This window comes from Dactylosporangium aurantiacum, from assembly GCF_000716715.1.
GTDB lineage: Bacteria > Actinomycetota > Actinomycetes > Mycobacteriales > Micromonosporaceae > Dactylosporangium > Dactylosporangium aurantiacum.
This window is the reverse complement of record NZ_JNYJ01000011.1, coordinates 89,996-113,232: the sequence shown is the minus strand read 5'-3', so window position 1 is coordinate 113,232 and position 23,237 is coordinate 89,996. Positions and strand designations below refer to the sequence as shown.

Sequence of the window (23,237 nt, the reverse complement as noted above, 5' to 3'; positions counted from 1 at the left end):
ACGCCCGAACCTTCAGGCTACAAGGCGTCAGCCGCGGGCCGCGCCGATGCCGAGCAGGACGGCGAGGCCGAGGGCGCTGCGCGGCGCGTACGCCTGCCGCCACAGCCCGCCGTGCGCGGCCGCGTACGCCTCCTCCTGCCACGGGTGGGTGCCGGCCGGCCGCGGCACGTGCAGGTCGTGCACGAGCAGCGCGGCCATGAGGGTGTTGCTGGTCGCCGGTTCGAAGATCTCGATGCCGAAGCGGTGGGCGCCCGCGTACGCGGCGGCGAGCAGCCGGTTCTTCAGCACGCTGCGCGTGCGGGTGGCCGGCGCGACGGTGAGCGACACGGTGGCGCCGGCGGCGCGTTCGTGCGCGGCCCGCCACCGTTGCAGGCGTTTCGCGAGGGCGTAGTTGGGCCCCTGTTGCGGCACGAGACTGTCGTTGACGCCCGGGTACCGCCCGGCGGGGTAGTTCGGGGCCAGCAGCCGCCCGCCGCTGAGGGCCCGCAGCGGGCGGCGCAGCCGGCCGATGCCGGTGGCGGTCGCGTAGCGGCGGGTGGCCTCGTCGACGGCGTCGTCGGGGACGGCGAACACGTCGGTGGGCGTGGCGAGGAACGCCAGGGCCACGTCGGGCCGGGCCGCGCGGAGCCGGACGGTGAGCGCGTCGACGGCGGTGGCGACCCGCACGTTGAGCGGCCCGTCGGCGTACACGTAGTTGCCGAGCACCGGCGCGCCGCCGACCTCGCCCAGCCAGCCGGTGACCCGGCGCAGGTCGTGCAGCAGGTCCGCGCCGGCCCGCCGGGCGAGGTCGCCGTCACCGTCGGCGACGGGGACGTGCAGCCGGCCGCCGTGGCGGTGCGCGGTCTCCAGGAGCCGCTGCCAGATGGCGGGGCGGGGCAGGTCGACGGCGACGACGTCGGCGCCCCAGCGCAGCAGCGCGGTCAGCGGTCCCATCTCGGCGCCGGCGCCGAGCACGACGACGGGCCGGCCGGGCAGCGCGAGCCAGTCGGGGTTGGCGGCGACGGTGCGCACCGCGTCGGCGCAGGAGCGCTCGACGACGCCGCCGTCGACCCACCGGTCCAGCTGCCGGTCGAGGCTCGCTCCCTGCAGACGTTCTCCCCGGTACGGCACGACGAGGTCCCGCCGCACCTCGCCGGAGCCGGTGACGGTGACCGTCCGCAGCGGCGCACCGGCCGGCGCGTCGAACGCGGCGTCGAGGGGCTGCTCCTCGTCGCCGGGGCGGTGGCGGTACCGCATCCGCGACCGCAACCCGGTGAGGCCGTCCGCGGCGACGGTCAGCGCCGCCTCGCGGGACGGCAGCCCGGCCTCGACGAGGCGGTGGAAGTGGCGCAGGTACCCGCCGCGCCAGTCGGTCGTGCGCTCCGCGTCGCGGGCCCATTCGGGGTTGACCGCCCGCAGCGCGTCGGCGACGACGCCCCGGCCGAGCGCGGACGTGCTCGGTGCCCCGTCGACGGTCGGGATGACCACCCCGGTGGGCTGCGCCGTTTCGCTCATGGTCGCCCAGTCTGCCACCCCCGGCATCCGCGAAGGCCGCCCAGGACCCCGGGGATCCTGGACGGCCTCCGGCACCGGGGGTGGCCAATTGGCTACTTGACGGTGACGTTGAAGCGCGGGTCGGCGGCGATGCGCTGGAACGCGGTGAGCGCCTGCGGCGTGTCGTCGACGCGGATGTCGTGGCCGGACTGGTCGCGGGCGGTCTCGAAGTACACCAGGCCCTTGATCGCGGGCAGCGCGGCCAGGTCGCCGAGGACGGTGTCGAACACGTTGGCCTTGTTGACGCCGGCGACCTTGGCCGACGAGTCGTACACGCCCCACTCGGCGACCATGACGGGCTTGCCCGGGTGCTTGGTGGTGGCCCAGGTGTAGAAGCCGGGGTACTTCGAGGTCTGGTTGCCGGTGGTGCGGTTCATCAGCGAGGTGAAGTCGCCGCTGTGGAAGCCGCCGGGCTGCGCGTTGAGGTACGAGTCGACGCCGATCCAGTCGATGACGTCGTCACCCGGGTACAGGTCGGCCCACCACGGGGAGTTGTTCCACTTCTCGTAGTTCATGTACGCGATCGTCGACACGGCGTTGGTGACGCCGGCGGCGCGCAGCCGCTGGATCGTGTGCCGGTACATGGCGGCGAAGTCCTTCGCGGTCATGCCCGAGCCGGCCTTCGGGTTGACGTCGTTCTCCGGCTCGTGGTGCAGCACCAGGAAGAACGGCCTGGTGAAGTTCGCCTTCAGGTACGCGGCCTCCCGGTCGATGCGGGCGTCCTGCGCGCCGGCGGCGACCTTCGCCCACGTGGTGCCGTACGCGACCTTCCAGTTGAGCATCAGGGTGCGCGGCTTCGCCGGGTCCGTGGTCATCGCGACCTCGTCCTTGGTCGGGAACAGCTCGTTGCCCTTGTGGTAGGTGTGGTAGATCGCGGCGGTCCGGCCGGTCTTGCGCTCGAACGTCTTGAGCGCCTCGTCGCGCGGCACGTCGGAGAACCCGCCGGCGGCGGCGCCCCACAGCACCCCGCACGAGGGGACGAGCTTGGCGTTCACCGTGCACTGCGCACCGGTGGCCGTGGCGGCGAAGGCGGCCTGCCCGGTGCCGGCGCCGGCGAGCACACCGGCAGCGAGCACACCGAAGGGCAACAGCCGGCGCACGGCGCGACGGACACGGTCGGAGTTGAGCGCGGCGAACGACAAAACGGATCTCCCCCGGAGTCTGGCGCCAGGCCCCGGCGGCCTGACCTCCACAAGATTCCGGGGCGCCCGGAGCGCCCCCGGTTCGCCGCGGGTTGCCGTTGGGGTGTCCGCCCCACGCTGTCCGCGTCCACAGTGGACAGCCGATCGGGGGACGTCCGCCGCGCCGGCGGTGCCCCTCGGTTGCCGGGCGGTTGCGGCCTGTGTCCGGATCCGCGCCGCCGGCCCGGTATCCTTCCGGGCGTGCACATCCGATTCGACGTCCCGGCCGACCCCGCGTACGCGGCCCGGGTCGCCACCGTGCTCAGCGACGTGTACCTGCGCAAGTACCGGTACATCGGCTTCGCGCTGATCGCCGTGGGCCTGATCGGCCTGTGGGTGCCGATCGGCGGCGACGGCTTCGACGCCAGCGCGATCTTCACCACGATCCTCGTCGTCGGCGTCGCGTCGATGCTGTTCCCGCTCTGGGCCCGCTGGTCGGCCCGCCGCCGCCTCGACGGCCTCGCCGTCGACGGCGGCTACGACATCAACGACGACACCGTCACCATGCGCAGCGGCACCGAGAGCGGCCACCTCGACTGGGACGAGGTGACGAAGGTGACCGAGTCGCGCGGCTTCTGGGTGCTGTTCACCGGCCGGGTGCCGTACACGGTGATCCCGCTGCAGTTCATGTCCGCCGACGAGCAGGCGACGCTGCGCGCGTTCCTGACCGAGCGCGGCAGCCTTCCCTCGGCGCCCGCCTGACACACACCCTCCGGGTGCGGGTCGGCGCGCACACCCTCCGGTGCGGGGCGGCGCTCACACCCTCCGGGTGCAGGTCAGCACGATCGGGGTGTCCGCCGGCACCCGGTCGCCCGCGGCCGCCGACTGCCGCGCCACCGTCCAGTTCTGCGGCAGCACCACGTCGGGGTCGCCGGCGTCCGCCGAGCCGAACCGCACGTCGGTGAAGCCCAGCCCCTCCAGCTCGATGCGGGCCGCGGCCGCGTTCTTGCCCACCAGGTCCGGCATCACCAACCGCGCCGCCGCCGCACTGGTCGCGGCCGCCGCCGTCGGGGGCGGCACCACCGGCGAAGCGTCCCTGGAGGCGGTCGCGGCGGCGCTCGTACCGGCGGAACCCGACGTCACCACCGGGGCCACCGCCGACGTGCCCGCACCGGCACCCGGTGCACCGCCGTCGCCGCCCCGCCCGGCGAGCACCAGCCCGGCCACGACGACGACCACGACGGCGACGACCGGCCCGGCGACGAGGCCGGCCCGCCGCCGCGACACCGGCCCGGGCGGCCCGCCGCCGGCCGGCTGATCTGCAGAGGTCACCGCCGGATTCTGCCCCGCACCCACCCCGACGGCAATCGCAGGCCTCGCACGCCCCGCTGTCCGCGCCGATCATCGACCGGACATCGGTCGCACGGTGGAATTGATCCTCCTCGTCGCGCGGTAGTCTCGGATGGCCCGGTCGGGCGCGAGCCGACGAGGAAGCCGTGGGATGAAGCACCCGGAAGCCGCCATCAGCACGGCCGAGCCACAGGTCGCCGGGCAGCGCCGGCAGGCGGCGGCCCGCGCCGTTTCGCGAGCGGTCCGATGACGCCGGGCCGCTGGATGCCGGGCGTGCTCGGCGAGCGCACGCCCAGAGGGACCCGCTGCCGGCTGTGCCCGCACCACTGCGTGCTGTCCGCGGGCCAGGTCGGCGCCTGCAAGGTCCGCCGGGGTGCGGCGGGCGGCGGTATCGAGACCGTCACGTTCGCATCGTCGGTGCGGCACGTCGATGCGGTCGAGCGCAAGCCGTTCTTCCACTACCGGCCCGGCACGCCGACGGTGACGCTGGCGGCGCCGGGCTGTTCGTTCCGGTGCGACTACTGCGTCAACTACCGGATTTCGCAGTACGGACGCGACGACGAGGCCGGGTGGGGTGCCGCCCCGGTCGACACGGCCGCCGTGGTGGCCCAAGCGGCCGCCGCCGGCGCCGCCGTCGCGCTGTCGTACACGGAGCCGTCACTCGCCCCGGAGATGACGCTCGACCTCGCCGCGCGAGGCCGTGCCGTGGGCGTGGAGGTCGTGTGGAAGAGCAACGGCTTCCTGACCCCGGAGGCCGTCGCGGTGTGCGCGCCGGCGCTCGCCGCGGTGAACATCGACCTGAAAGGCGTCGACGAGCCGTCGCACCGCCGCCTCACCGGCGCCCCGGCGCAACCGGTGGTCGCCGCCATCCGGGCGTTCCGCGAGCACGGCACGTGGGTCGAGGTGTCCACACCGCTGATCCCCGGCGTGACCGACCCGGCGGCGGTGGCCACGACCATCGCCGCGATCGGCACCGACATCCCATGGCACCTGGTGCGGTTCACCCCGGCGTACCGGATGCAGGACGCGGACCCGACGGCCCCGGATGCGCTCGTCGAGGCGGTCGACGCGGGTCGTGCCGCCGGGCTGCGGTACATCTACGTCGAGCGCGCGCTCGGCGACGCGGGACGGGCCACGCGGTGCCCTTCGTGTGCCGCCACGGTGGTCCGCCGCGGGATATGGTCACTCGAGGAGAACCTGCTCGACAACGGGCGCTGCCCGGGCTGCGCCACGGTGCTCGAAGGCCGCTGGTGAGGCGTGCGCGATCCGATGAGCGGCGAAGGAGCGGCATGAGCGAGTTCAAGTTCGTCGAGAACCTGCCCGACCTGATCCAGCCGGAGGAGTACGCCGAGCACCCCCAGGGCCGCCTGGTGCGGTTCCAGGTCTCCGTCACCGAGGAGGGTGTCGAGGTGCTCGGCGACGCGTTCCGGCCCGAGGTGATCGAGGCGATCCTGCGCGGCTTCGACCCGCCGGAGATCGAGCAGATGCTGTGCGGCTGAGCCCCGCGGGGTGGCGGACGCGCCGCTGGGACGCGGTCACGACGAGGCCAGGATGTCGCCGATGAGCGCGTGCAGCGTGTCGGCGTCCGCGCCGGGGGCGATGACGTGCGTTCGCGGCGACGGGTCCTCGACCGGTATGCCGGGGTAGTGCACCCGCACGACGTGCAGCCCCGGCCGGCTCGCGCACGGCAGATACGGATGGGTCAGCAGCAGCAACCGCGGTAGCCCGTTCACCGGGTCACTGAGCTGCGCCGCGACACCGTTCGCGGCGGCGAGCGCCGCCGGGAGGTCGGGGCGCTCGACAGCCCCACCCGCCCACAGGTGCACCAGGTCGGCCATCTCCGTCAGGAAGGTCACCCGCGAGGAGCTCAGCTGCACCAGCGCGCACCTGCGGTGCTGCCGCACGGCCACACCCGCCAGGAGGTTCGCCACCACCCGCAGGGTGACCCCGACCGCGCCGAACGCCGCGGGTGTGTCGTCCAGCAGCAGCACGACCGGCTGCGCCTCGACGGGAAGGTCGCCCTGGCGGGTCCTGAACAGCAGCTCGTCGCGGCCCTTCTTGGCCGTGAGCACGGCCCGCGGCAGGGCAAGCTGGGAGGGCAGCAGCGACGGCAGCTCGCCGTGCCGGGCGATCCCGCCCCGCGTGTCGCCGACGCCGTGCCCCTGGGATCCGCCGACCGTGCTGACGGTCGCCCGCAGCCCCAGCAGGCGCCGTTGCGGCGGCGCGAGGGACCAGCCGCCGAAGCTCTGGCTGCGCACCCGGGCGATGAGGTCCGGGGCGGCGGCCACCGCGGCCGGCCCGAGCAGGGTCGCGAGCACCAGCACGGAGTCGTCGATGGTGTCGAGCTCGGCGAGGATCTCGGCGGCCGGCACCTGGTACGAGCCGGCCGGCAGGGCGACCCCGGCAAGGGCGTGCTCGACCGCGCCGCGCAGCTCCTCCAGGGTCGGATCGGCCGGCGGCGCGAGGTCGGGCGCGGCGGGGAGACCGGCGGCGACCAGCACCGCCAGTCCGACCGCCGCCTCGGGCGGCCAGCGCAGGCTGCGCAGCAGCACGATCCCCGGATGGCCGTCGAACTCGGCCAGCGGCCCGGCGTCGCGGCCGAGCACGAGCGCGAACAGGTCCCCGAGCAACCCCAGCGGGACCGTCGTGCCGCGCAGCGCGGTCGCCGCGACGAGCGTGGCCAGGATCGGCGCCGGATGTGGCAGCGGCCGCTCGTCCTCCTGCGGCGGCGGGACGCTGATCGCCCAGCGCACGACCGTCCCGTCGTCGTGCACCACGGCGAACCGCCCGTCGGCGGACCAGTCGATCTTCGACACCGGTCGTGCCCCCTCCGGTGGTGGGGGCACGGTCAGGACCAACCGGCCGTGGCGGGCGTCCCACAGCTCAACCGCGCCGATCGGCCGCATCGTGGGGACCGCGAGGAGCCGGGAGTCCGGTGACCACGCCAACGCCTGCCGGCCGTCGCCGGCCGACCTGCCCATCGGGCGTCCGGCCTGCCAGGTGCCGGTGTTCCACACGGTGACCGGGCCACCGGTGCGCCCGACGGCGAGACGGGCGCCGTCCGGCGACCAGAGCACCGCCGGTGGATGCGACGTCGCCCCGATCTCCAGTCTGCGGGTCCGGGCGAGCGTGCGGCCGTCCCAGACGACGATCGCGTTGGTCGACGCGGCGGCGAGTGTCGTGCCGTCCGGCGACCAGGCCGGGTCGCCGACCCCGTCGGGCACCGGTACTGTCCGGACGTTCCAGCTCAGGTCGTAGACCAGGATGTCCCGGCGGCGCGGCGCGGCGACCGCCAGGGCGTGGGGCGCCCAGCTCGCCGGTCCGGTGCCGGCGAGCACCGTGATCGGGCCGCCGGTCGCCGCGTCCAGCACCGTGGTCCGCCCGTCCGCGCCGCCGATGGCGACGAACCTGGTGTCGCCCGACAGCGGGCCGGTTCCGGCCGGCGTGACCCAGCGGCGCTGCCCGTCGGCCCCGAAACGGGACAGCTCGCCGGAGGCGCGCTCCTGCAGCAGCCAGCCGTCGTCGGTCCAGGCGAAGCCGGCGCGCCGCGCGAGGGTGGAGGGCACCGGCGACGGTGCGTCGCGCTCGATCGGCGCCGTCACCCGGGCGACGCCGGCCGCCCAGCGGCGCAGCGCGACCGCGCGCCGGCGGCCCTCGTCCGGCAGTGCCGTGTCGGACAGCCCGAACACGGTCACCGTCGTCGCGTCGGACCGGACCGCGACCAGGCCGGTCTCGTTCACGTGCAGCATGGCCGGCTCGGTGACGGCGGCGGACCGTCCGCTCCGCAGGACCTCCGCCGGCTGCAGCTGACGGTCGAAACACGCGACCGACCCGCCCGGCAGCGCGACGAGGAGCATCGCACCGGTGCGGCTGAAGCCCAGTCCGGCGGGGCGTCCGCCGGTGAGGAGCGGCGGCGCGCTCTCGCCGCGGGTCATGACGCTGAGCACGCGGACGTCGCGCAGGCCGAGGACCACGATGAGGTCGCCATCCGGCGCCCAGGCCAGGCGCAGCGGATTGACGTCGCCCATGTCGACTGACGAGATCATCGTCTCGGCGGGTAACAGCCAGAACTGGAGGGACCGCGGTCGGGCGACGCAGAGCTCGTCGCCGGACGGACGCCAGGCGAGGGAGGACACCGGGTCGCCGCCACCGCGCAGCCGGGTGACCCGGCCGGTGTCCTGCTGCCACAGCAGGACGATGCCCTCCCGGGTACCGACGGCGAGCGTCAGGCCGCTGTGCGACAGCCCCAGGGCGGTGACGTCGGAGCGTCCGGCCAGCTCGTCCGGCACGGGCCGGTCGGCGCCGGTCACCGCGTCCAGGAGCCGGAGCGCGCCGCCGGTGAGCACGGTGACCGAGTCGCCGCCGGCACCCCACACCGACTCGACGGGAAACTCGGCCGGCACCTGCCACGCACGGGACCAGCCGACCGGCCCGCCGGACGCCTCACGGACCTGGATCCCCTCGTCGCCGACGGTCAGCACACTGGTGCCGTCCGGCGAGATCCGGACGCATCTGCATCCGGCCACGGTCAGGGTCGCGACGGTCCCCGGCATCGTCATGTGTCCGCCTCGGCGGCCAGCTCGTACAGCCGGGCGGCCAGGGCCGGCTCGCCGGCCTCCCAGTACTTGTGTGCGGCCTCGGCCAGCCTGCCCTGCTGTTCGAGCAGGAAGCCCTCACTGCGCAGGTTGCCGCTGGGATCCTCGGACGGCGGCACCAGGCCGGCCGGCTCGACCCGTGCCTCGACGGCGTCGACCTGCGTGAGGATCGCCCGCGCGGCCGCCGACAGCGGCTCAGGCTCCACTGCGGGGGCGACCGCGGGCCCGAGCCACAGCGACCAGGCCGGCACGGCGTCGGTCAGCCGCAGACGGTGCGCGCCGCCGGCGGCGAGGACCACCAGCGACGTGTCGTCGAGGTCGAACAGCTTCGCCCGCGCCGGTCCGGGCAGCGCCGGCTTGAGCCGGTAGCCGACCTCCTGGTACAGCGCGCCCGGCCCGACCCGGTGCAGGGGCAACCCGAACGGGATGTCCGACACGGTGCGGGCCGGCTCCGCGAACAGGTGCAGCCCGGGACCCAGCACGATGAAGGCCCGTTCGGCCGCGGGATGCCCGGTCAGGAACCGGCGCAGCGGGACCAGCTCGTCGTCGCGCAGCAGCAGTGCGTCGACCGTCCGCGGCTGCTCGTCCCGCACCAGGGTCACGTCCACCCCGATGCCGGACGGCAGGCGCCCCTCCGGCGGGGGTGGTGGCGGCGGCAGCGTCGCGTCGGTCCGCAGCGGCGGCACGTACTCGGCGCCGCGCTCGGTGATCTGCCACACGCCGAGATCGCCGCTGAGCAGCCACTCCTGGTCGTTCGGCACCCATAGCGCCAGTTCCGGGTCGGGCAGCGGCAGCGCCAGACGCTGGTCGATCAGCAGCCGGCCGCCGCTGAGCCGGCACACGACCGTGTGCGGCAGCCCGCTCAGCGCGTGCGCGAACGCCCGCGGCACGGTCCGCCCCCTGCCCTCGGCCCGCACCAGCACCGCCGGCCACTGCTGGGCGGAGCCGCGGAACAGCGGCGTCAGCTGCGCGGCGGCGACGTGCAGGTCGACGTCGGACGCCTGGAACCGGTCGATGACCCACCGGGCGAGCGAGCCCGTCGTCACGACGAGCACCTCCTGATGCTCGACCGCCCCCGCCGTGGTCGCGAAGTGGCTCGCCAGCTCCACCCACGACACGGGCGACCATGCCTGCAGGTCGTCCCAGCGGTACCGGCGGCCGCGCGGCGAGACCACGTCCGGGCCGTCCGGCAGGTGGACCACGCCGCCGAGCGCCCACGCCAGTTCCGCGTCGGCGGGACGCGGCGCCTCCACGACGACCCAGATCGCACCGTCCGGCGCGCGTCGCGTCGGCGGGAACCGGCGCTTCGCCTCGTCGCGGACGGCGGCCAGCAGCGTGAGCGCGTCCGCCGCGGCGGCGAACCTGGCCGCGTACATGTGCTCCGGCGCGGCCGCCGGGGCGGCGGCCGGCGGCGCGGTGCGCACCGGTTTCGGGTCCAGGCGGGTGATGTGGAACGCGCCCGGCGGCGGTTCAGGAGGGGTAGGTTGTCTGCGCCACCGTGCCATCACAGCTCCCGTTCCGGTATGCCAGCGGTGCCGCCGAGGGCCGGCCGGGCCCACTCACGCCACCGGCCGACCGTGCCACGCAGCCTGCAGCGGTATGCGGCGGCGAAGACCTGCGCCGCCAGATCCGGGCGACCCAGCTGGTCGGCGGCCTGCACCGCCCACCGGGTGAGCCGGTCCTGTTCGCTGGCCGGGGCGACCGCGGCCAGCTGGTCCTCGACCTCGCGCAGCACCGTGACGAGCGGCTCGGGGCGCCGTTCCAGGGCACCGCAGAGGGCAGCCGCGAGTCGCAGCCGCAGCTGCTCGCCGCGGCCCGCGGGCGTGCAGCCGGCCAGCAGCCGGCGGGCCGCCTGCGGCTCGCGGGCGTCGACCGCCAGGACCCAGGCCGCCTCCAGCGGGGCGTCCGCCTGCGTCCACAGGTCCGCCGCCTGACGCGGCCGGCCGAGTGCCAGCAGGCAGGCGACCGCGTCGGCGGTCCGCCCCGCCCGGTGGAAGCAGGCGGCGGCCTGTTGCAGGTCCCCGGCGGCGCGGAACAACCCCGCCGCCGCGACGAGCTCCCCCGCCTTCTCCCGGCACCGGGCCGCCTCCCTGAGCTGCCCGGCCTGCTCGAAACACAGTGCCGCCTGGGCGAGCAGGTGCAGCCGCGCCGCGGTCATTCGCTCGTGGTCTCCCCGTCGGCAACCGGCGGCAGCGTGTCCTCGGGCTGGTAGACCAGCGGTGTCTGGTCACCGCTCACCCCGCCGACGACCTGCTGCGGCGACGGCCGCCGCTCGACCACCTTGCCGACCTCGTAGGCGATCCGGTCATGGGTCGCGTCGTGCTCCGGTTCCGGCTGCGTGCTGATGTCCTCGACCAGGAACTCGTCGACCTGGCCGGTCGTGGCGTCGACGCGGAAGACCACCCGTACGCGCATCTCATTGCTCCAGCTCGAACTGAATCTGGATCACGCCGTCCTCCTCGGTGACGCGCAGGTTCTCGCCGTACTGTTCGGCGTACGCCTGCAGCGCCTGGGAGTAGCCCGTGGCGACCAGCTGGAAGATGCCCTTGAGCGTCTCCTCCTGGACCTCCTCCAGCCGCCGGCCGGCCTCGTCGTCGAGACTGGTGCGCATCTCGTCCGACTTCAGCGTCAGCTCCCGCTCCGCGCTGCGGCGCGCCTCCAGCACCGCCTCGCCGGCGCGGGCGTTGAGCTCGAAGCGGGCCCGCTCCTCGGCCTCCAGCTTCAGCGCGGCCAGCCGGTCGTCGGCCAGCGCGGCGACCTTCGCCTCGGCGGCCGCGCGGGCCCGCGTCTCGGCCATCTCGCGGGTCTGCCCACGGTAGTTGTCGTCGTAGTACTGGCCGCTCGCCTCGGCGGCCACCTCGTCGGTGACCTCGCCGGCCGCGACGAGCTTCGCCGTGGCGACCGCCTCGACGGCGGCGCTGAGCATGATGACGATCTCCAGCTCGCCGGTGTCCGGCCGGTAGGTGATGGTGCCTCCCGGCACGGCCCGGCGGTACTCTCCGCCGGACTCGGCCCAGTCCGCGGAGTCCCGCATCGCCCGCTCGAACGCCATCCGGGCGGGTCGGGGCAGCAGGTCGTCGATCAGCTGGACCAGCCGGGCCTCCGAGCTGACGTCGCCGCGTGCGGTCGCGGCCCGCTCGATCTCGGCCTTCCACGCTTCGGCAATCTTGCGTTTCGCCTGGACACGTATGCGCCTCGGATTGCACATGCCTCGTCCTTTCAGGGCTGTTGGTCCAGCAGCACGGAGACCCGGTCCCGCTGGGTGCGGATCAGCTCGTGCGTCGGGTGGGCCGCCGGGTGGTGGGTGCGGGCGTCGGTCAGCAGCTCGTTGATGGTGCGCAGCGCCGCGATGACCGAGCCGCGGGCGACGGCACCCTGCCGGCTCAGGATCATCGCCGCCTCGTGCTGGGCGATCGCCGCGAGTTCGGCGGGGCTGCGCCGAGCCGTCGCCGGCTCGCCGCCGTCGTCGATGACCCGTTCGTAGACCGCGTCGCGCAGCAGCGCCGCATCGGACTGTTCGGTCCACAGGTGCGCCAGCGGCCAGAAGTCCCGCGGGCGGGCCGTGCCGTCCTCACGCAGCAGCGCGGCGGCCGCCACGAGCTTCTGCGCCCGCACGATCCTGCGGTCCGACAGCGTCACCCCCTGGGCGAGCAGCTCACCGATGAGGTCCGCGAGCATGCCACGCACGGGTTGCAGGTCCACGTCCCGCAACACGTCGGAGAGCTCCCGCAGCTGCTCCACCCGCAGCATCGGCGGCTCGGCCCCCAGCAGCCGCAGGCGTTCCTGCTCCCAGCCGCGGTCCAGCAGCTCCGGCAGCCGGGCGGCGCCCACCGGCGTGACCTCCAGCCGGAGCAGGAAGCGGTCGCTGAACGCCTGCAGCGCCGGGTCCTCCGGCAGCTCGCTGGACGCGGCGAACAGGCTGATCAGCGGGGTCGACACGGTCCTGGCCCCGTTGTGGTACCGCCGTTCGTTGATCAACGCCAGCAGTGTGTTGAGGATGGCGCTGCTGCCCTGGAAGACCTCGTCCAGGAACACCACCTCGGCCTCGGGCAGCATGCCGTCGGTCTTCACCTGGTACGTGCCCTGCTGGAACAGCTCGAAGTCCAGCGGCCCGAAGATCTCCGACGGCTCGGTGAAGCGGGTCAGCAGATAGTTGAACCGCCGGGCCTGGATGAGCCCGGCGAACCGGTGGATGAGCTCCGTCTTGGCGGTGCCCGGCGGCCCGATGAGCAGCATGTGCTCCCGGGCGACCACCGCCAGCGCGAGCAGGGACACCGCGGCGGACCGGCCGACGAACCGGGCGTCGAGGTCGCGACGGACCGCGTGCAGGCTGCGCACCACACCGAGTTGCCGGTCGCTGAGCTTCATTGACGTCCCGCCTTGCTGCGCTGTTGTTCCCGCCGGGCCCGCTGGTAGTGCCCGACGAGCTCGCCGAGCCGCTCGGCGTCCGCCGCCTTGTCCTCCCGCCACCGGTCCACGAACGCGTCGCGGAACAGGGCGCGGATCTCATCGCCGTTCCAGCCCTCGGAGGCGACGATCAGCGGTTCCATCAGCCCGCTCACGTCGATGTGGAACCGGCGGGCGTGGACCTCGATGATGCCGCGGCGCGCCTCGGCGTCCGGCAGTCCGATGTGGAAGCTCTGGAACCGGCTGGGCCGCAGCAGCGCCCGGTCGATGATCTCCAACCGGTTGGTGGTGCCGATGACGAGCATCTGCACGTCGGGCCGGAAACCGTCCATCTCGGTGAGGATCTGCGCCACCATCGCGTTGCCGGCCCGGCTCCCGCCGTCGTCGGCGGTGCTGCGGCTGGCGGCGATGGAGTCGAACTCGTCGAAGACGATGACGGCCGGGGCGTTGCGCCGGGCCTCCGCGAACAGCTCCCGGATCTTCCGTTCGCTCTCGCCCACGTACTTGTTGGTGACCTCCGGACCCGACACCACCTGGATCGTCGCGTCCATCGAGTTGGCGATCGCCTTGGCGAACAGGGTCTTACCGGTGCCCGGTTCGCCGTGGAAGATGAACCCCCGGGGAATCAGCTCCCCGCGCAGTTCCTGGTACTCATCCGGCAGCTCCCGGGCTCTGGCCATGACGTCCAGCGCCCTGATGATCTCGGACTTGACGTCGCCGTAGCCGCCGATGTGGTCGAACGTCACGGTCGGGATCTCGAAGCTGCTCGATGCCTGGGCCTTGAACTTGCGGATGTTCTCCTGCAGGTCCTTCACCGTCACCCCCTCGCGGCCCTCGGTCTCCTGATAGGAGTAGCGGATCGCCTGCCGCAATCGGACCGGGTTGAGCCCGGCGACGTACTTGTAGAAGTCCGCGGTGTCGATCCCGGTGAACCGTTCGGCCTCGCCGACGGTGACCAGCGCCCGTTCGATCGGCTGCAGGCTGCCGCCCAGCGGCACCAGACGAGGGCTGCCCTCGAACCCGACGCGGACCGCGAACCGGGCCGCCAGCACCTCCGGAAGCGTCAGCGACGGGTCGCTGAACGCCAGCATCACCGGGTCCTCCGCGCCGTACAGCAGGTCCACCAGGTCCCGGGTCTCGTTCGCCAGGGCCGAGTCCGAACCGCCGCCGAGCAGATCGAGGTGCGTGATGACCAGCACCTGTCCCTTGGTGATCTCGCGGAGCAGCTCACGCAGCTGGGCCAGCTGCCGCTGCCGGAGGCTCGTCTGGGCACCGCCCAGTTGCCGCAGGTCGATCGGCGGCTCAGCCTGGTCCTCCGCACCGGCCGGCACGGTCAGCACCTTCGGTTCCTGGCCGCTGAGCCGCACGATGTGCTCGGCCAGGTGCGGCACGACGACCTTCTCGCACGCCACCAGCACCGACAGCCCGGACCGCAGGAACGAGGCGACCTCACGGATGTACGCGTCGTAGGCGATCCGGGTCGCGTCGCCCTCGGTGATGCTGTCCGGGCGCTTGACCGGCGGCGGCTCGGGCGGGGGCGGCGGCGCGTGCCGCACGATGCGCGGTGCACCGTCGGCCTCGTACACCTCGCGCCCGTCCTGCAACTGCGCCACCGGCAGCCAGCTGATCTCCACCGAGCCCATCGGCAGGGCTGCCACCTTCGGCTGCAGCCGCTGCAGCAGCAGCAGCCCGGCATGGGCCAGGGCCACCCCGAACTCGGTGTGGCCGGGCAGCTGACTGAACCGGGAGACCTGCTCCGCCTCCGCATACACCAGTTCGACCCGCATACTCACGCTGCCTCCAGTTGCTGCACGCGCCGGAACAGGTTGGTGCCGACACGGCGGTGCTCCAGGCGGGGACGCCGCCGGATCCGGGCCGGCTCGGCCGCCTCCAGCTCGGCGAGGGCCCGCCACCAGTACGCGGTCGGCGCGGCGAGCTCGGGCGCACGGTCGACGAGGATCTGCCGCCAGGCGAGCCGCGCCTGGATCTCGTGCTCGCGCGCATGGTGCAGCAGCGCGGTCTCGTACACGTCGAGGACGAACTCCGGATCCTCGTGCCGCACATAGGTCAGGCATTCACCGCGCCAGCGTGCCTGCGCCCCGGTCTGCGGCGCCGCGGCGAAGCGCAGCACCAGCATGGCCCGGGTGCCGGGGTCGGTCCGCAGCCGGTCGAGCAGGCTCTCGCACGCGCCGGTGCTGCGCGGGCCGGGCCGGTCCAGCACCCCGGTCAGGGGTGACAGGTCGCGCAGCTGCTCGGCGAGGTCGGGCAGCACCGCCGACGCCGGCTCGACGATCCCGTGATGTGCCAGCAGGTCGGCGGTGCGGCTGGCCGGGCGGACGGCGCGCAGCAGCAGCGTGGCACGCTCGCCGAGCCGGTGGGCGCCGACCGCGGCGGCGAGCACGGCGACGCCGAGGCCCGCGGGCCGCCGGTCGTTCAGCGGCACCGGGTCGAGCCGCAGCCGGGCGGCCGTCACCGCGGCCAGCCGGCCGATCCACCGCTGCGTCTCGGGATCCGGCTCGGCCAGGTTCGCCGCCTGCGCGAGATCGCCCTCCGGCATGGCCTGCCGCATGTCAGTCGTCGCCCATCGGACGAGGTGCAGGGCGGTAGCTCGTGCGGTCATCGGAGATCCACTGGTCGTACTCCCGCAGGGTCTTCTCGTCGCGGCCGTAGAAGCGCAGGACGCGGTCCCTGCGCCGGATGTTGATGAGCGCGGCGACCTGCCAGGGGCGCTGGAAGGTGGCCAGATGCAGGTCGACGTCGATGGAGGACAGGCCCATGGAGAAGTCCAGACCGAACAGGTGGGTGTGGTACCAGCCGACGAGCTGCTCGTCCTCACCCCGGTCCTCGATCAGCTGGGCGGCCGCCAGGAAGCTGTCCCCGGTGAACGTGAAGTGGATGACGCCGGCGCCGGAGCGGTGCGCCGGCGTGATGTGGGTGATCTGGACCAGGTGCACGTCGTCGGCGGCCTTGCTGATCCGCCCGAGGAGGAACCCGCCCTCCTCCATCCGGTTCGACAGCGGCATGCGGCGCAGGAACTCGTCGTGGATGTCCTTCGACATCAGGATGTTCAGCCGGCCCAACCGTTCCGGATCGAGGCCGAGCGTGCTCGGCTGGACCAGCTCGGCGTCGGTGGCCGCCATCGGGGTGAGCGTGAACGGCCGGTGGCGGCGCTCGCCGGGGTCGACGTCCACGGATCCCTCGGCCTCCGGCGCCGGCCGCTCGTTGCTCAGCAGCCGCTCCGCCAGCACCTCGGCGACCTGCAGCAGGGTCGCCACGCGCCGTTTGCGGAGCCTGAAGGCCCAATGGGTCTCCTCCGGCTGCAGCTGCGCCAGTTCCGGAGCGAGCACCGGACCGAACAGGTCCACGACCCGCATCCGCTCCACCGCGAGGGTCTCGCCGTCATTGAGCAGCCGGATGCTGCAGCGGGCGAACCGGTCGGTCAGGTTGCGCACCTGTGGCGGACCCGTCCAGGGCCGGTCGTCCTCCGACTCCTCCAGCTGGAACTCGATCTGCCCGCGCCGGGCCCGGTCGCCGAAGCACAGCAGGGCCGCGTGGCGCAGGACCGGTGACAGCGCGAACTCGCCGAAGTGGAACTGGTCCTCGCCCTGATAGATGGTCAGATCAATGTCCATGTGGCACCTCACCGAGTGGCTTGATCCAGAACAGCCGGGGCGAGCGCGTCCGGGGGTCGCCCTGGCGCACCACGTCGGTCAGCGGGCGACCGCCGATCGATCTGATCATCCGTTGGCCGGCCTCGGTCCCGGCCCACCGCGCCGCGTCGGGATTGGGCGCGGCGGCGCCCTCGGTCAGGTCGTAGTCGCGGTACGCGGCGACCGCGGTGAGGACCCGGGCGATGTGTGCCGAGTCGACGCCGGGGTGGTAGCTCACCAGCAGCGGATGGAACTGCAGCGTCCCGGCCGGGAACTCGTCCTGGCCGGCGGCACGGATGTTGGGATGGAAGATCGGGCTCTCCCACACGATATGCGGCGCCACCAGGGGAAACATCGGCCGGAAGTGCACCGCGACCCGGTGCGTCGCCACCGGTTGCGGCACCCCGTCCGGATCGGGCGGCGGTGCGAGGCCGGGGCGGGTGATCCGCACCGTGACCCGGCACGGGACGTCGGGGTCGTCCCAGTCGTCGATCACGAACTCCGGGCGGCGGGCCGCATAGCCCCGCAGCTGCGCGGCGGCCCGCACGACCGCCGCCATGCGCACCTGCGGCGACAGGCTGCCGGCCACCGCGTTCGGCGCGACCCGCAACCTGTCGCCGTCGCCCACGCCGCACTCGTGCAGCGTGGCGAACGGGTCGAGCCGGCGGCTGGCGTCGGCCTCGTCGTGGTCGACGACCACCCGGATGAGCCCTTCGACGCCCGACTGCGCGTCGCGGGTCTCGGCGATGATCGCCGCCGCGATGTCCTCGGGCGTGGAGGTCGCCGGCACGTCGCCCAGCACGTACGCCGACGTGTCGGGCCCGTGCACGATGAGGTGCTTGTACAGGTACGGCCGGAACGGGAACACCTGGAACGTGACACGGCAGCCCGGCGAGTACGCCCGCATGTCCTCCTGGATCTTGTGCCTGATCTCCTCGTCCCGGTCGCCGGGGTCGGGGATCCGCAGCGCGCACTGTTCACGGGCCACGTACAGCATCGAGATGTCGTCGCCGAGCAGTGCCCGGGCCACCGCCAGGAACTGCTCGGGCAGGTCGGCACCCTCCAGGCCCAGCGTCGGGCACCGGCCGGCGCCGGCGCGGGTGGCGTCGTCGGTCACGCCCGGCGGAGGCGGCGCCGGGGCCCCGCTCGTGTCCTCGGTGGCGCGCCATCCGCCGGTCTCCGCGTCGTGCCGCTCAGGCACGTCACCGTCGGCGGCGGCCGGCTGCTGCGGGCCCGGCCCGGCCGGCCCGGACCGGTAGGGCCGGGCCACGATCGAGGCGCCGAGCACCTCGTCGTGCAGTTCTTCCAGGGCCGCCACGCCCGGGTAGCCGAGCATGGCGGCCTTCAGCAGCTTGATCATGCCGTCGCTGACCCTGGCCTCGAGGGTGAGCATCACCTGCGGCCAGAAGGTCTCCGCCGTGACGAACTTCGGCAGCGCCGACAGCGGGTAGCCGATCCTGATCAGCACGCCGCGCGCCGCGTCCTCGTCGAAGTACAGCTGGGCCAGCAGCTCCCGTGCCCGGTCCTCCTGCGGTGTCACAGCGCCCCCCGCAGTGCCAGGTAGCGGACGTGCTGGCTGGGGCGGGCCCGCAGCACCGGCAGGAACTCCGCCGGGGGTATCCCGAGCTCGCGCAGGCGCCGCTGCGGTCCCGCGGCGTCGAGGTGCAGCGGTGACAGCGCGTCCTGCCGGTCGACCGGGTTCCAGGACTGGACCCGTTCGCCGGCGGTGGTGAGGGCGAGCACCTCCTCGACCGTGGAGTCGACGGTGAGGTCGGTCGTGGCGATGTACCGGTGGTCGATGACCTCGTGGCAGGGGCAGTCCTCCGCGCGGTCCTGCAGCACCGGGCGGCTCAGACCGGCCGCGGCGTCCACGGTCACGATGCCCTCCGGCAGCGGCTCGTCGAAGAGCAGCCGGACCGCGAACATCGCCTGCCAGGACGCCACGAGCGTCACCACGGGCGCGGGCGCGCCGAGCACCGGGGGGAAGCCACAGGCGACATGCCAGGCGGGCATCGACCGGTCGACCGGTGAGCAGCCGCAGACGTAGCAGCTGCCGTCGCTGCTGTAGTGCCGGACCTCCCCGCCCCAGGGGTGCAGCCCCGCGTCGAGCAGGCCGCGCGGGCTGCCGGAGAAGATGCACCGGCTGGACAGGGCGATCCTGTCGGCGATGCTGTCCAGGCAGCTCAGCACCAGGTCCGCGGCCCGCAGCTCACCGAGCCCCACGCCGTAGCGGAAGTCGTCGGCCCGGACCTCGACCTCCATCCCCGGGGCGAGCTCACGCAGCACCTGCGCGGCGGCATCCACCTTCGGCAGCCCGACGTGGGCGGGCAGGAAGAGCGCGCCGCGGCTGAGGTTCGAGGCCTCGACGGTGTCCGGGTCGCAGAGGATCATCCGCCCGACACCGGCCTGCGCCAGCAGCCGCGCCACCTCGGTGCCGAGCCCGCCGACGCCGACCACCACGACGGTGGCGGCGGCCAGGTGTTTCTCCACCCGCGGCAGGGGCACCAGCCTGGTCGCGCCCTTCACGGCCGCTCCATCGGGTGCACGTCGGCGAGGGGTCGCAGCCACAGCGACGGCGCCAGCGGCTTCTCGTCCTCGCGCTGCGTCGGTGGGCGCATCGGCGGCCCGCCGATCGACCGGATCAGCTCCTGCCCTCGCTCGGTGCGGGCCCACAGGGCCGCCGGCGGGTCGGGGTAGGTGTTCGCGTCGACCACGTCGTAGTTGCGGTACGTGCCGATGTCGACCAGCAGCTGGCACAGGTAGCCGAAGTCGAGGTCCGGCCGGTAGCCGTCCATGAGCGGGCCCAGGCAGACGGTGCCCGGTCGGATGCCGGGCTGCACCAGCCGCCAGATGTTCGGGTGGAACACCGGCGTGTTCCACACGACGTACGGCGCGACGACCGGGAACATCGCGGACAGGTACATGGTGAACCGGTGGAACGAGATCTTCACCGGCGTCAGCTGCTCCCACGGCAGTGCCCGGTAGTCCTCGATGCGGAGGTTCTCCGTGCCGGCGAGGAACTCCTCGAGGTTCTCCGGCGGGGCGAGACCCGGGCCCTGCGCCTCGAACGTGATCCGGTTGGGCAGGTCCTCGTTGTCGTAGTCCACGATCTCGAAGTGCGGCTGACCGTAGGCGTAACGGCGGATCTGTGCACGCATCCGCAGCTGTGCCTCCAGCCGCTGCTCCGGTGAGATGTTGCCGGCGATGGCCTTGGTGCCCACGCGCAGCTTGCCCTTGTCCTTGACGTTGTTCTCGTGCAGCGTGCGGTCCGGGTCGAGGCGGGACGGGCCGTCCTCGGTCTCGGCGTCGATGACGGTGCTGACCGGGCCGCCCTGCTTGTCGGTCATGGCACGGGTCTCGGCGACGATGGCGGCGGCGATGTCGCGCGGGGTCATCGTCGCGGGCACCGACTGCAGCAGGTACGGGGTCGTGTCCGGGCCGAACACGGTCAGCGCGCTGAGCAGGTAAGGCCGGAACGGGTACTTCTCGTAGACGACCTGCAGCTTCACCCCCGGCGCGTAGGTCTGGATCAGCTCCTGGATCTGCTGCTGCAGCTGCCCGGCGTTCTTGCCGGGGTCGGCGATGGACACCGCGCACTGCTGCTTCGACACGTACAGCAGGTCGGGTGCGTTCGAGCCCAGCTGCTCGCGGATCACGTCCAGGAACTCGTTCGGCAGGTCCGCGCCGATCAGGGTCAGCGTCGGGCACGGCCCGTCCGGGGCGACGGGCCTCGCTGAGCTGCTGACCTGCGGTCCGCCGTTGAACTTGGCGTGCAGCGCCTGCGCCTCGGGGCTGCCCTCGAACATCTTCGCCGTGGCCGCGATCAGCGTCATGATCGAGTCCGCCGGCCCCAAGCCCTTCTCCATCTGCAGGACGGCGTGGGACCAGAACGACGACGCGTCCGCGAACGCCGGGATGGCGTGCGCGGGGAAACCGGCCTGGATCAGCGCCGACCGGGCCGAGTGCTGGTCGAAGTAGAGCTCGGCCATGAGCCTGGCGACTTCGGGATACTTCATGCCGGCGCTTCTCTCTGCAGTTCCAGATACCTGACTTCATCTGGCGGACGGACGACCGGGAGGATCTCCCCCGGTGGGATGCCGAGCTCCGCGAGCGTCGCGCGGGGGTCGGCGGCCGCGATGGTCATCGGCGCGAGCGGGTCGCCCGGCACGATCGGTTGCCACGCGAGGGCGTGCTCGCCCGGCTGGACCAGCGCCAGCAGGTCGGCGACGGTGCCGGCCGGGCCGAACCCGGCCAGGGTGATCCGGGCGGGATCCAGCCGTTCATGGCACGGGCACGCCGGATCGGCCCGCAGCCCGACCGGCTGGCTGAGCCCGCTCACCGGATCGAGCCGCACCGCGCCCGCCGGCACGGGAAGGCCGAACAGCAGCCGGACCGCCGTGACCGACTGCCACGCGGCGGTCAGCGCGGACACCGGGCCGGACGCGCCGGCGTGTGCGGGCGGATCAGCGCACGTGACGTGCCAGGCGGTGAGGGAGCGCTCGGCCGGGCTGCAGCCGCAGGCGAAGCACGCCCCTCCCGGCGGGTAGTAGCGCACCTCGCCGCCCCACGGGTACGTGCCCGCGTCCAGCAGTCCGGCACCGACCAGGCCGCACCGGCTGGCCAGGGCGATCCTGTCCGCGACACTGTCCAGGCAGCACAGCACCGCGTCGGCGGCACGCAGCTCGGCGAGGCCAACCCCGTGCCGGAAATCGGCCGTCCTGGCGGTCACGGCCGTCGCCGGGTCCCGGTGGCGCAGTGCCGCGGCGGCCGCCTCCGCCTTCCCGCGGCCAACGTCGGCCGGGCCGTAGAGCGCGCCACGGCTCAGGTTCGACTCCTCGACGGTGTCCGGGTCGCACAGCAGCAGCCGGCCCACGCCGGCGAGGGCGAGCAGCCGGGCGACCTCGGAACCCACCGCGCCGACGCCGACGATCACCACGGAGGACCCGGCGAGGCTGCGTTGGTCCCAGCCGGGGATGAGGGCGTGCCGGACGAACCGCTGCCCGGTCCCGGTCACTGCACCTTCTGGAAGCTTGTCGGGCAGCGCACCAGCGGCCCGTTGGCGACCCAGGCGTCGTAGCAGTCGTTGCCCCGGCCGGGGTCCCGGTGCACGCCGAGGCGGCACTTCGGCGCCTCGAGACTGCACGGGCAGATCACCGCCATCTCGTACGGGCGGAACGTCTTGCTGCAGAAGGCGCAGTGCAGCCGGGGACGCACGTCGACCAGCAGAGGGTGCCCCGGCAGCAGCCGCTCGGTGAGGGTGCCCTGCGGCGGTGGGTTGGCCGCATCCAGTGCCTTGTGGAAGGCGCTGGCCCGGCTGCCGTCGTCCGTCAGTTGCCCGCCGCCCTCCACGTGGCGCGAGCACGGCAGCGCCGGGCTGTGGTGGCGCACCACCAGCGGCGGGCCGTACTCGACGTACACGGGGTCGCCCTGGCGGAACGTGTGACCGCACTCGCAGTAGTCGGCCAGCCAGAGCGAGTCGGTCGTGGTGACCGCCACCCCGTCCGCGCCGGTGTTCACCGGGTCGCGGCCACGCCGGCGCCCCCGCTCGAACCGCTTGATCGCGTCCTCGCTCATGGTGTGCCGCCGCTGGCCGCGGGCGCCGGGAGGAAGGACACGAAGTGCAGCCCGGTGGTGTCGTGCTGGACGAGCGCGGCCTCGGCCCGGCCGGTCTCGAACGCCAGGCCCGGCGGTTGCCCGGCACCGATCCCCGTGTAGAAGCCACGGGCGAACGCGAGCGCGCAGTCGTCGCCGAGCGCGGTGACGCAACCGGCCACGGCCCTGGTCGCACCGCGGAACGCCTCGGCGGCGGCGCCCGAGTAGCAGGAGTTGAGCACGACGCACTCCAGGACGCCGGTCGCGGTGATCGCCTCGGCGAGCCGGGCGGGCTCGACCACGGTCGGCCTGCCGTCGTCGTCCTCGAACACCAGCCATCCGTCGGCGCGGCCGTGACCCGCGAAGTGCAGCAGCTGCGGCTTCTCCTGCAGCAGCGCGCGGATGATGTCGCTGACGCGCGTCGCCTGGCGGGTCCGCAGCTCGAACCCGCCGAGACCGGCGAGCTCCTGCAGCAGCCGGGCCTCGCGGTCCAGCCGCAGCTTCGACGACCGCGACGGGTCGGCGAACAGGCAGAGCACCCGCGGGCGCGGCGACGGCGGCGTCCCGCCGTGCCGGGCGAGCAGCTCCTGCACCGCGTCGTTGCCGGGGTGGTCCTGCGCCGCATTGACCAGCACGAGACGGATGCCGTCCTTGACGATTCCCCGCTCGAGCCGCAGCACCACCTCCGGCCAGAACGTCTCCGCGGATCGGAAGAACGGAATCTGTGCGGGTCGATATCCCGACCTGATCAACAACGACCGGGCGGCGTCGCCGTCGTAGTACAGATCCTGCAGGACGTCGGCTAATGCATTTGCCACGTACCACCCCCGGTCGAGCGATTCACGTCAGCATTGTGCGGCCCCGCGGTCGCTGTCAATCGTACGAGCGTCAATACGGACCGACCCGGGGCTGCGGCCAACAGTACCCATTAGTCTGGTACCCCGGAACTTGTTCTTCCGAGTATTTTCGCCTCAGCCACCGGCTACCGA

21 protein-coding genes are annotated in these 23,237 nt (G+C 73.5%); 3 read left to right on the top strand and 18 right to left on the bottom strand.

The features are described from left to right. Positions 1–27 precede the first annotated feature (27 nt). Together OP18_RS15075 and OP18_RS15070 are read right to left on the bottom strand one after the other, a co-directional pair. Positions 28–1,494: a hypothetical protein gene (locus OP18_RS15075; protein WP_033359502.1), complete on the bottom strand. Its 1,467-nt coding sequence runs from the start codon at positions 1,492–1,494 to the stop codon at positions 28–30. A gap of 92 nt (positions 1,495–1,586) precedes the next feature. Then, entirely contained in the window at positions 1,587–2,633 is a 1,047-nt protein-coding gene (locus tag OP18_RS15070) for a glycoside hydrolase family 26 protein (RefSeq protein WP_156089536.1), read from the bottom strand. A 282-nt stretch (positions 2,634–2,915) separates the two neighbouring features. On the opposite strand from OP18_RS15070, the gene OP18_RS15065 reads away from it, so the two are divergent. Continuing rightward, positions 2,916–3,416, top strand: coding sequence for a YcxB family protein (locus tag OP18_RS15065; RefSeq protein ID WP_033359500.1), 501 nt, complete (start codon positions 2,916–2,918; stop codon positions 3,414–3,416). Positions 3,417–3,470: 54 nt separating this feature from the next. On the opposite strand, the gene OP18_RS57165 is transcribed toward OP18_RS15065, so the two are convergent. Further along, a complete protein-coding gene (locus OP18_RS57165) occupies positions 3,471–3,986 on the bottom strand; it encodes a PASTA domain-containing protein (protein WP_156089535.1) in 516 nt (171 codons plus the stop codon). Between the two features lie 264 nt (positions 3,987–4,250). Here OP18_RS57165 and OP18_RS15050 point away from each other — a divergent pair, with 264 nt between their 5' ends. Further along, positions 4,251–5,258 carry a radical SAM protein gene (locus OP18_RS15050; protein ID WP_033359497.1) on the top strand — a complete coding sequence of 336 codons (1,008 nt, stop codon included), beginning with the start codon at positions 4,251–4,253 and terminating at the stop codon, positions 5,256–5,258. A 35-nt stretch (positions 5,259–5,293) separates the two neighbouring features. Then, entirely contained in the window at positions 5,294–5,503 is a 210-nt protein-coding gene (locus tag OP18_RS15045; protein WP_033359496.1) for a radical SAM-modified peptide, FtsH ternary system-associated, read from the top strand. A gap of 36 nt (positions 5,504–5,539) precedes the next feature. Here OP18_RS15045 and OP18_RS15040 read toward each other — a convergent pair whose 3' ends face one another. The 15 genes from OP18_RS15040 to OP18_RS14970 are packed head-to-tail and all read right to left on the bottom strand — an operon-like array spanning position 5,540 to position 23,066. Beyond that, a complete protein-coding gene (locus tag OP18_RS15040; protein WP_156089534.1) occupies positions 5,540–8,563 on the bottom strand; it encodes a WD40 repeat domain-containing protein in 3,024 nt (1,007 codons plus the stop codon). Next, positions 8,560–10,104: a hypothetical protein gene (locus OP18_RS15035; RefSeq protein ID WP_156089533.1), complete on the bottom strand. Its 1,545-nt coding sequence runs from the start codon at positions 10,102–10,104 to the stop codon at positions 8,560–8,562. Before OP18_RS15035 ends, OP18_RS15040 begins: the two co-directional genes overlap by 4 nt. Next, positions 10,104–10,757 carry a soluble NSF attachment family protein gene (locus tag OP18_RS15030; RefSeq protein ID WP_033359493.1) on the bottom strand — a complete coding sequence of 218 codons (654 nt, stop codon included), beginning with the start codon at positions 10,755–10,757 and terminating at the stop codon, positions 10,104–10,106. Before OP18_RS15030 ends, OP18_RS15035 begins: the two co-directional genes overlap by 1 nt. Further along, the gene (locus OP18_RS15025; RefSeq protein ID WP_033359492.1) at positions 10,754–11,014 is read right to left on the bottom strand and encodes a hypothetical protein; all 261 of its coding nucleotides are present in this window, start codon (positions 11,012–11,014) and stop codon (positions 10,754–10,756) included. Before OP18_RS15025 ends, OP18_RS15030 begins: the two co-directional genes overlap by 4 nt. A 1-nt stretch (position 11,015) precedes the next feature. Further along, on the bottom strand, positions 11,016–11,807 hold the full coding sequence (locus tag OP18_RS15020) for a hypothetical protein (protein ID WP_033359491.1): 792 nt from the start codon (positions 11,805–11,807) through the stop codon (positions 11,016–11,018). An 11-nt stretch (positions 11,808–11,818) separates the two neighbouring features. Then, positions 11,819–12,967 (bottom strand): AAA family ATPase, encoded by a 1,149-nt coding sequence (locus tag OP18_RS15015; protein ID WP_052386745.1) that lies wholly within the window; start codon positions 12,965–12,967, stop codon positions 11,819–11,821. Beyond that, positions 12,964–14,793: an ATP-binding protein gene (locus OP18_RS15010; RefSeq protein ID WP_052386744.1), complete on the bottom strand. Its 1,830-nt coding sequence runs from the start codon at positions 14,791–14,793 to the stop codon at positions 12,964–12,966. The genes OP18_RS15015 and OP18_RS15010 overlap by 4 nt, the downstream gene beginning before the upstream one ends. A gap of 2 nt (positions 14,794–14,795) precedes the next feature. After that, positions 14,796–15,626: a hypothetical protein gene (locus tag OP18_RS15005; RefSeq protein WP_156089532.1), complete on the bottom strand. Its 831-nt coding sequence runs from the start codon at positions 15,624–15,626 to the stop codon at positions 14,796–14,798. Further along, positions 15,577–16,638 (bottom strand): JAB N-terminal domain-containing protein, encoded by a 1,062-nt coding sequence (locus OP18_RS15000; RefSeq protein WP_033359489.1) that lies wholly within the window; start codon positions 16,636–16,638, stop codon positions 15,577–15,579. The genes OP18_RS15005 and OP18_RS15000 overlap by 50 nt, the downstream gene beginning before the upstream one ends. Further along, positions 16,628–18,196 (bottom strand): effector-associated domain EAD1-containing protein, encoded by a 1,569-nt coding sequence (locus OP18_RS14995; protein ID WP_033359488.1) that lies wholly within the window; start codon positions 18,194–18,196, stop codon positions 16,628–16,630. The genes OP18_RS15000 and OP18_RS14995 overlap by 11 nt, the downstream gene beginning before the upstream one ends. After that, a complete protein-coding gene (locus OP18_RS58640; RefSeq protein ID WP_052386743.1) occupies positions 18,193–19,182 on the bottom strand; it encodes a ThiF family adenylyltransferase in 990 nt (329 codons plus the stop codon). Before OP18_RS58640 ends, OP18_RS14995 begins: the two co-directional genes overlap by 4 nt. Continuing rightward, positions 19,179–20,672: a hypothetical protein gene (locus OP18_RS58635; RefSeq protein ID WP_162189798.1), complete on the bottom strand. Its 1,494-nt coding sequence runs from the start codon at positions 20,670–20,672 to the stop codon at positions 19,179–19,181. The genes OP18_RS58640 and OP18_RS58635 overlap by 4 nt, the downstream gene beginning before the upstream one ends. Further along, the gene (locus OP18_RS57155) at positions 20,669–21,670 is read right to left on the bottom strand and encodes a ThiF family adenylyltransferase (protein WP_033359486.1); all 1,002 of its coding nucleotides are present in this window, start codon (positions 21,668–21,670) and stop codon (positions 20,669–20,671) included. The genes OP18_RS58635 and OP18_RS57155 overlap by 4 nt, the downstream gene beginning before the upstream one ends. Continuing rightward, positions 21,667–22,230, bottom strand: a complete 564-nt coding sequence (locus OP18_RS57150; RefSeq protein ID WP_033359485.1) for a hypothetical protein — start codon at positions 22,228–22,230, stop codon at positions 21,667–21,669. Before OP18_RS57150 ends, OP18_RS57155 begins: the two co-directional genes overlap by 4 nt. Continuing rightward, positions 22,227–23,066, bottom strand: coding sequence for a CHAT domain-containing protein (locus OP18_RS14970; RefSeq protein ID WP_081970765.1), 840 nt, complete (start codon positions 23,064–23,066; stop codon positions 22,227–22,229). The genes OP18_RS57150 and OP18_RS14970 overlap by 4 nt, the downstream gene beginning before the upstream one ends. Between the last annotated feature and the right edge of the window lie 171 nt (positions 23,067–23,237).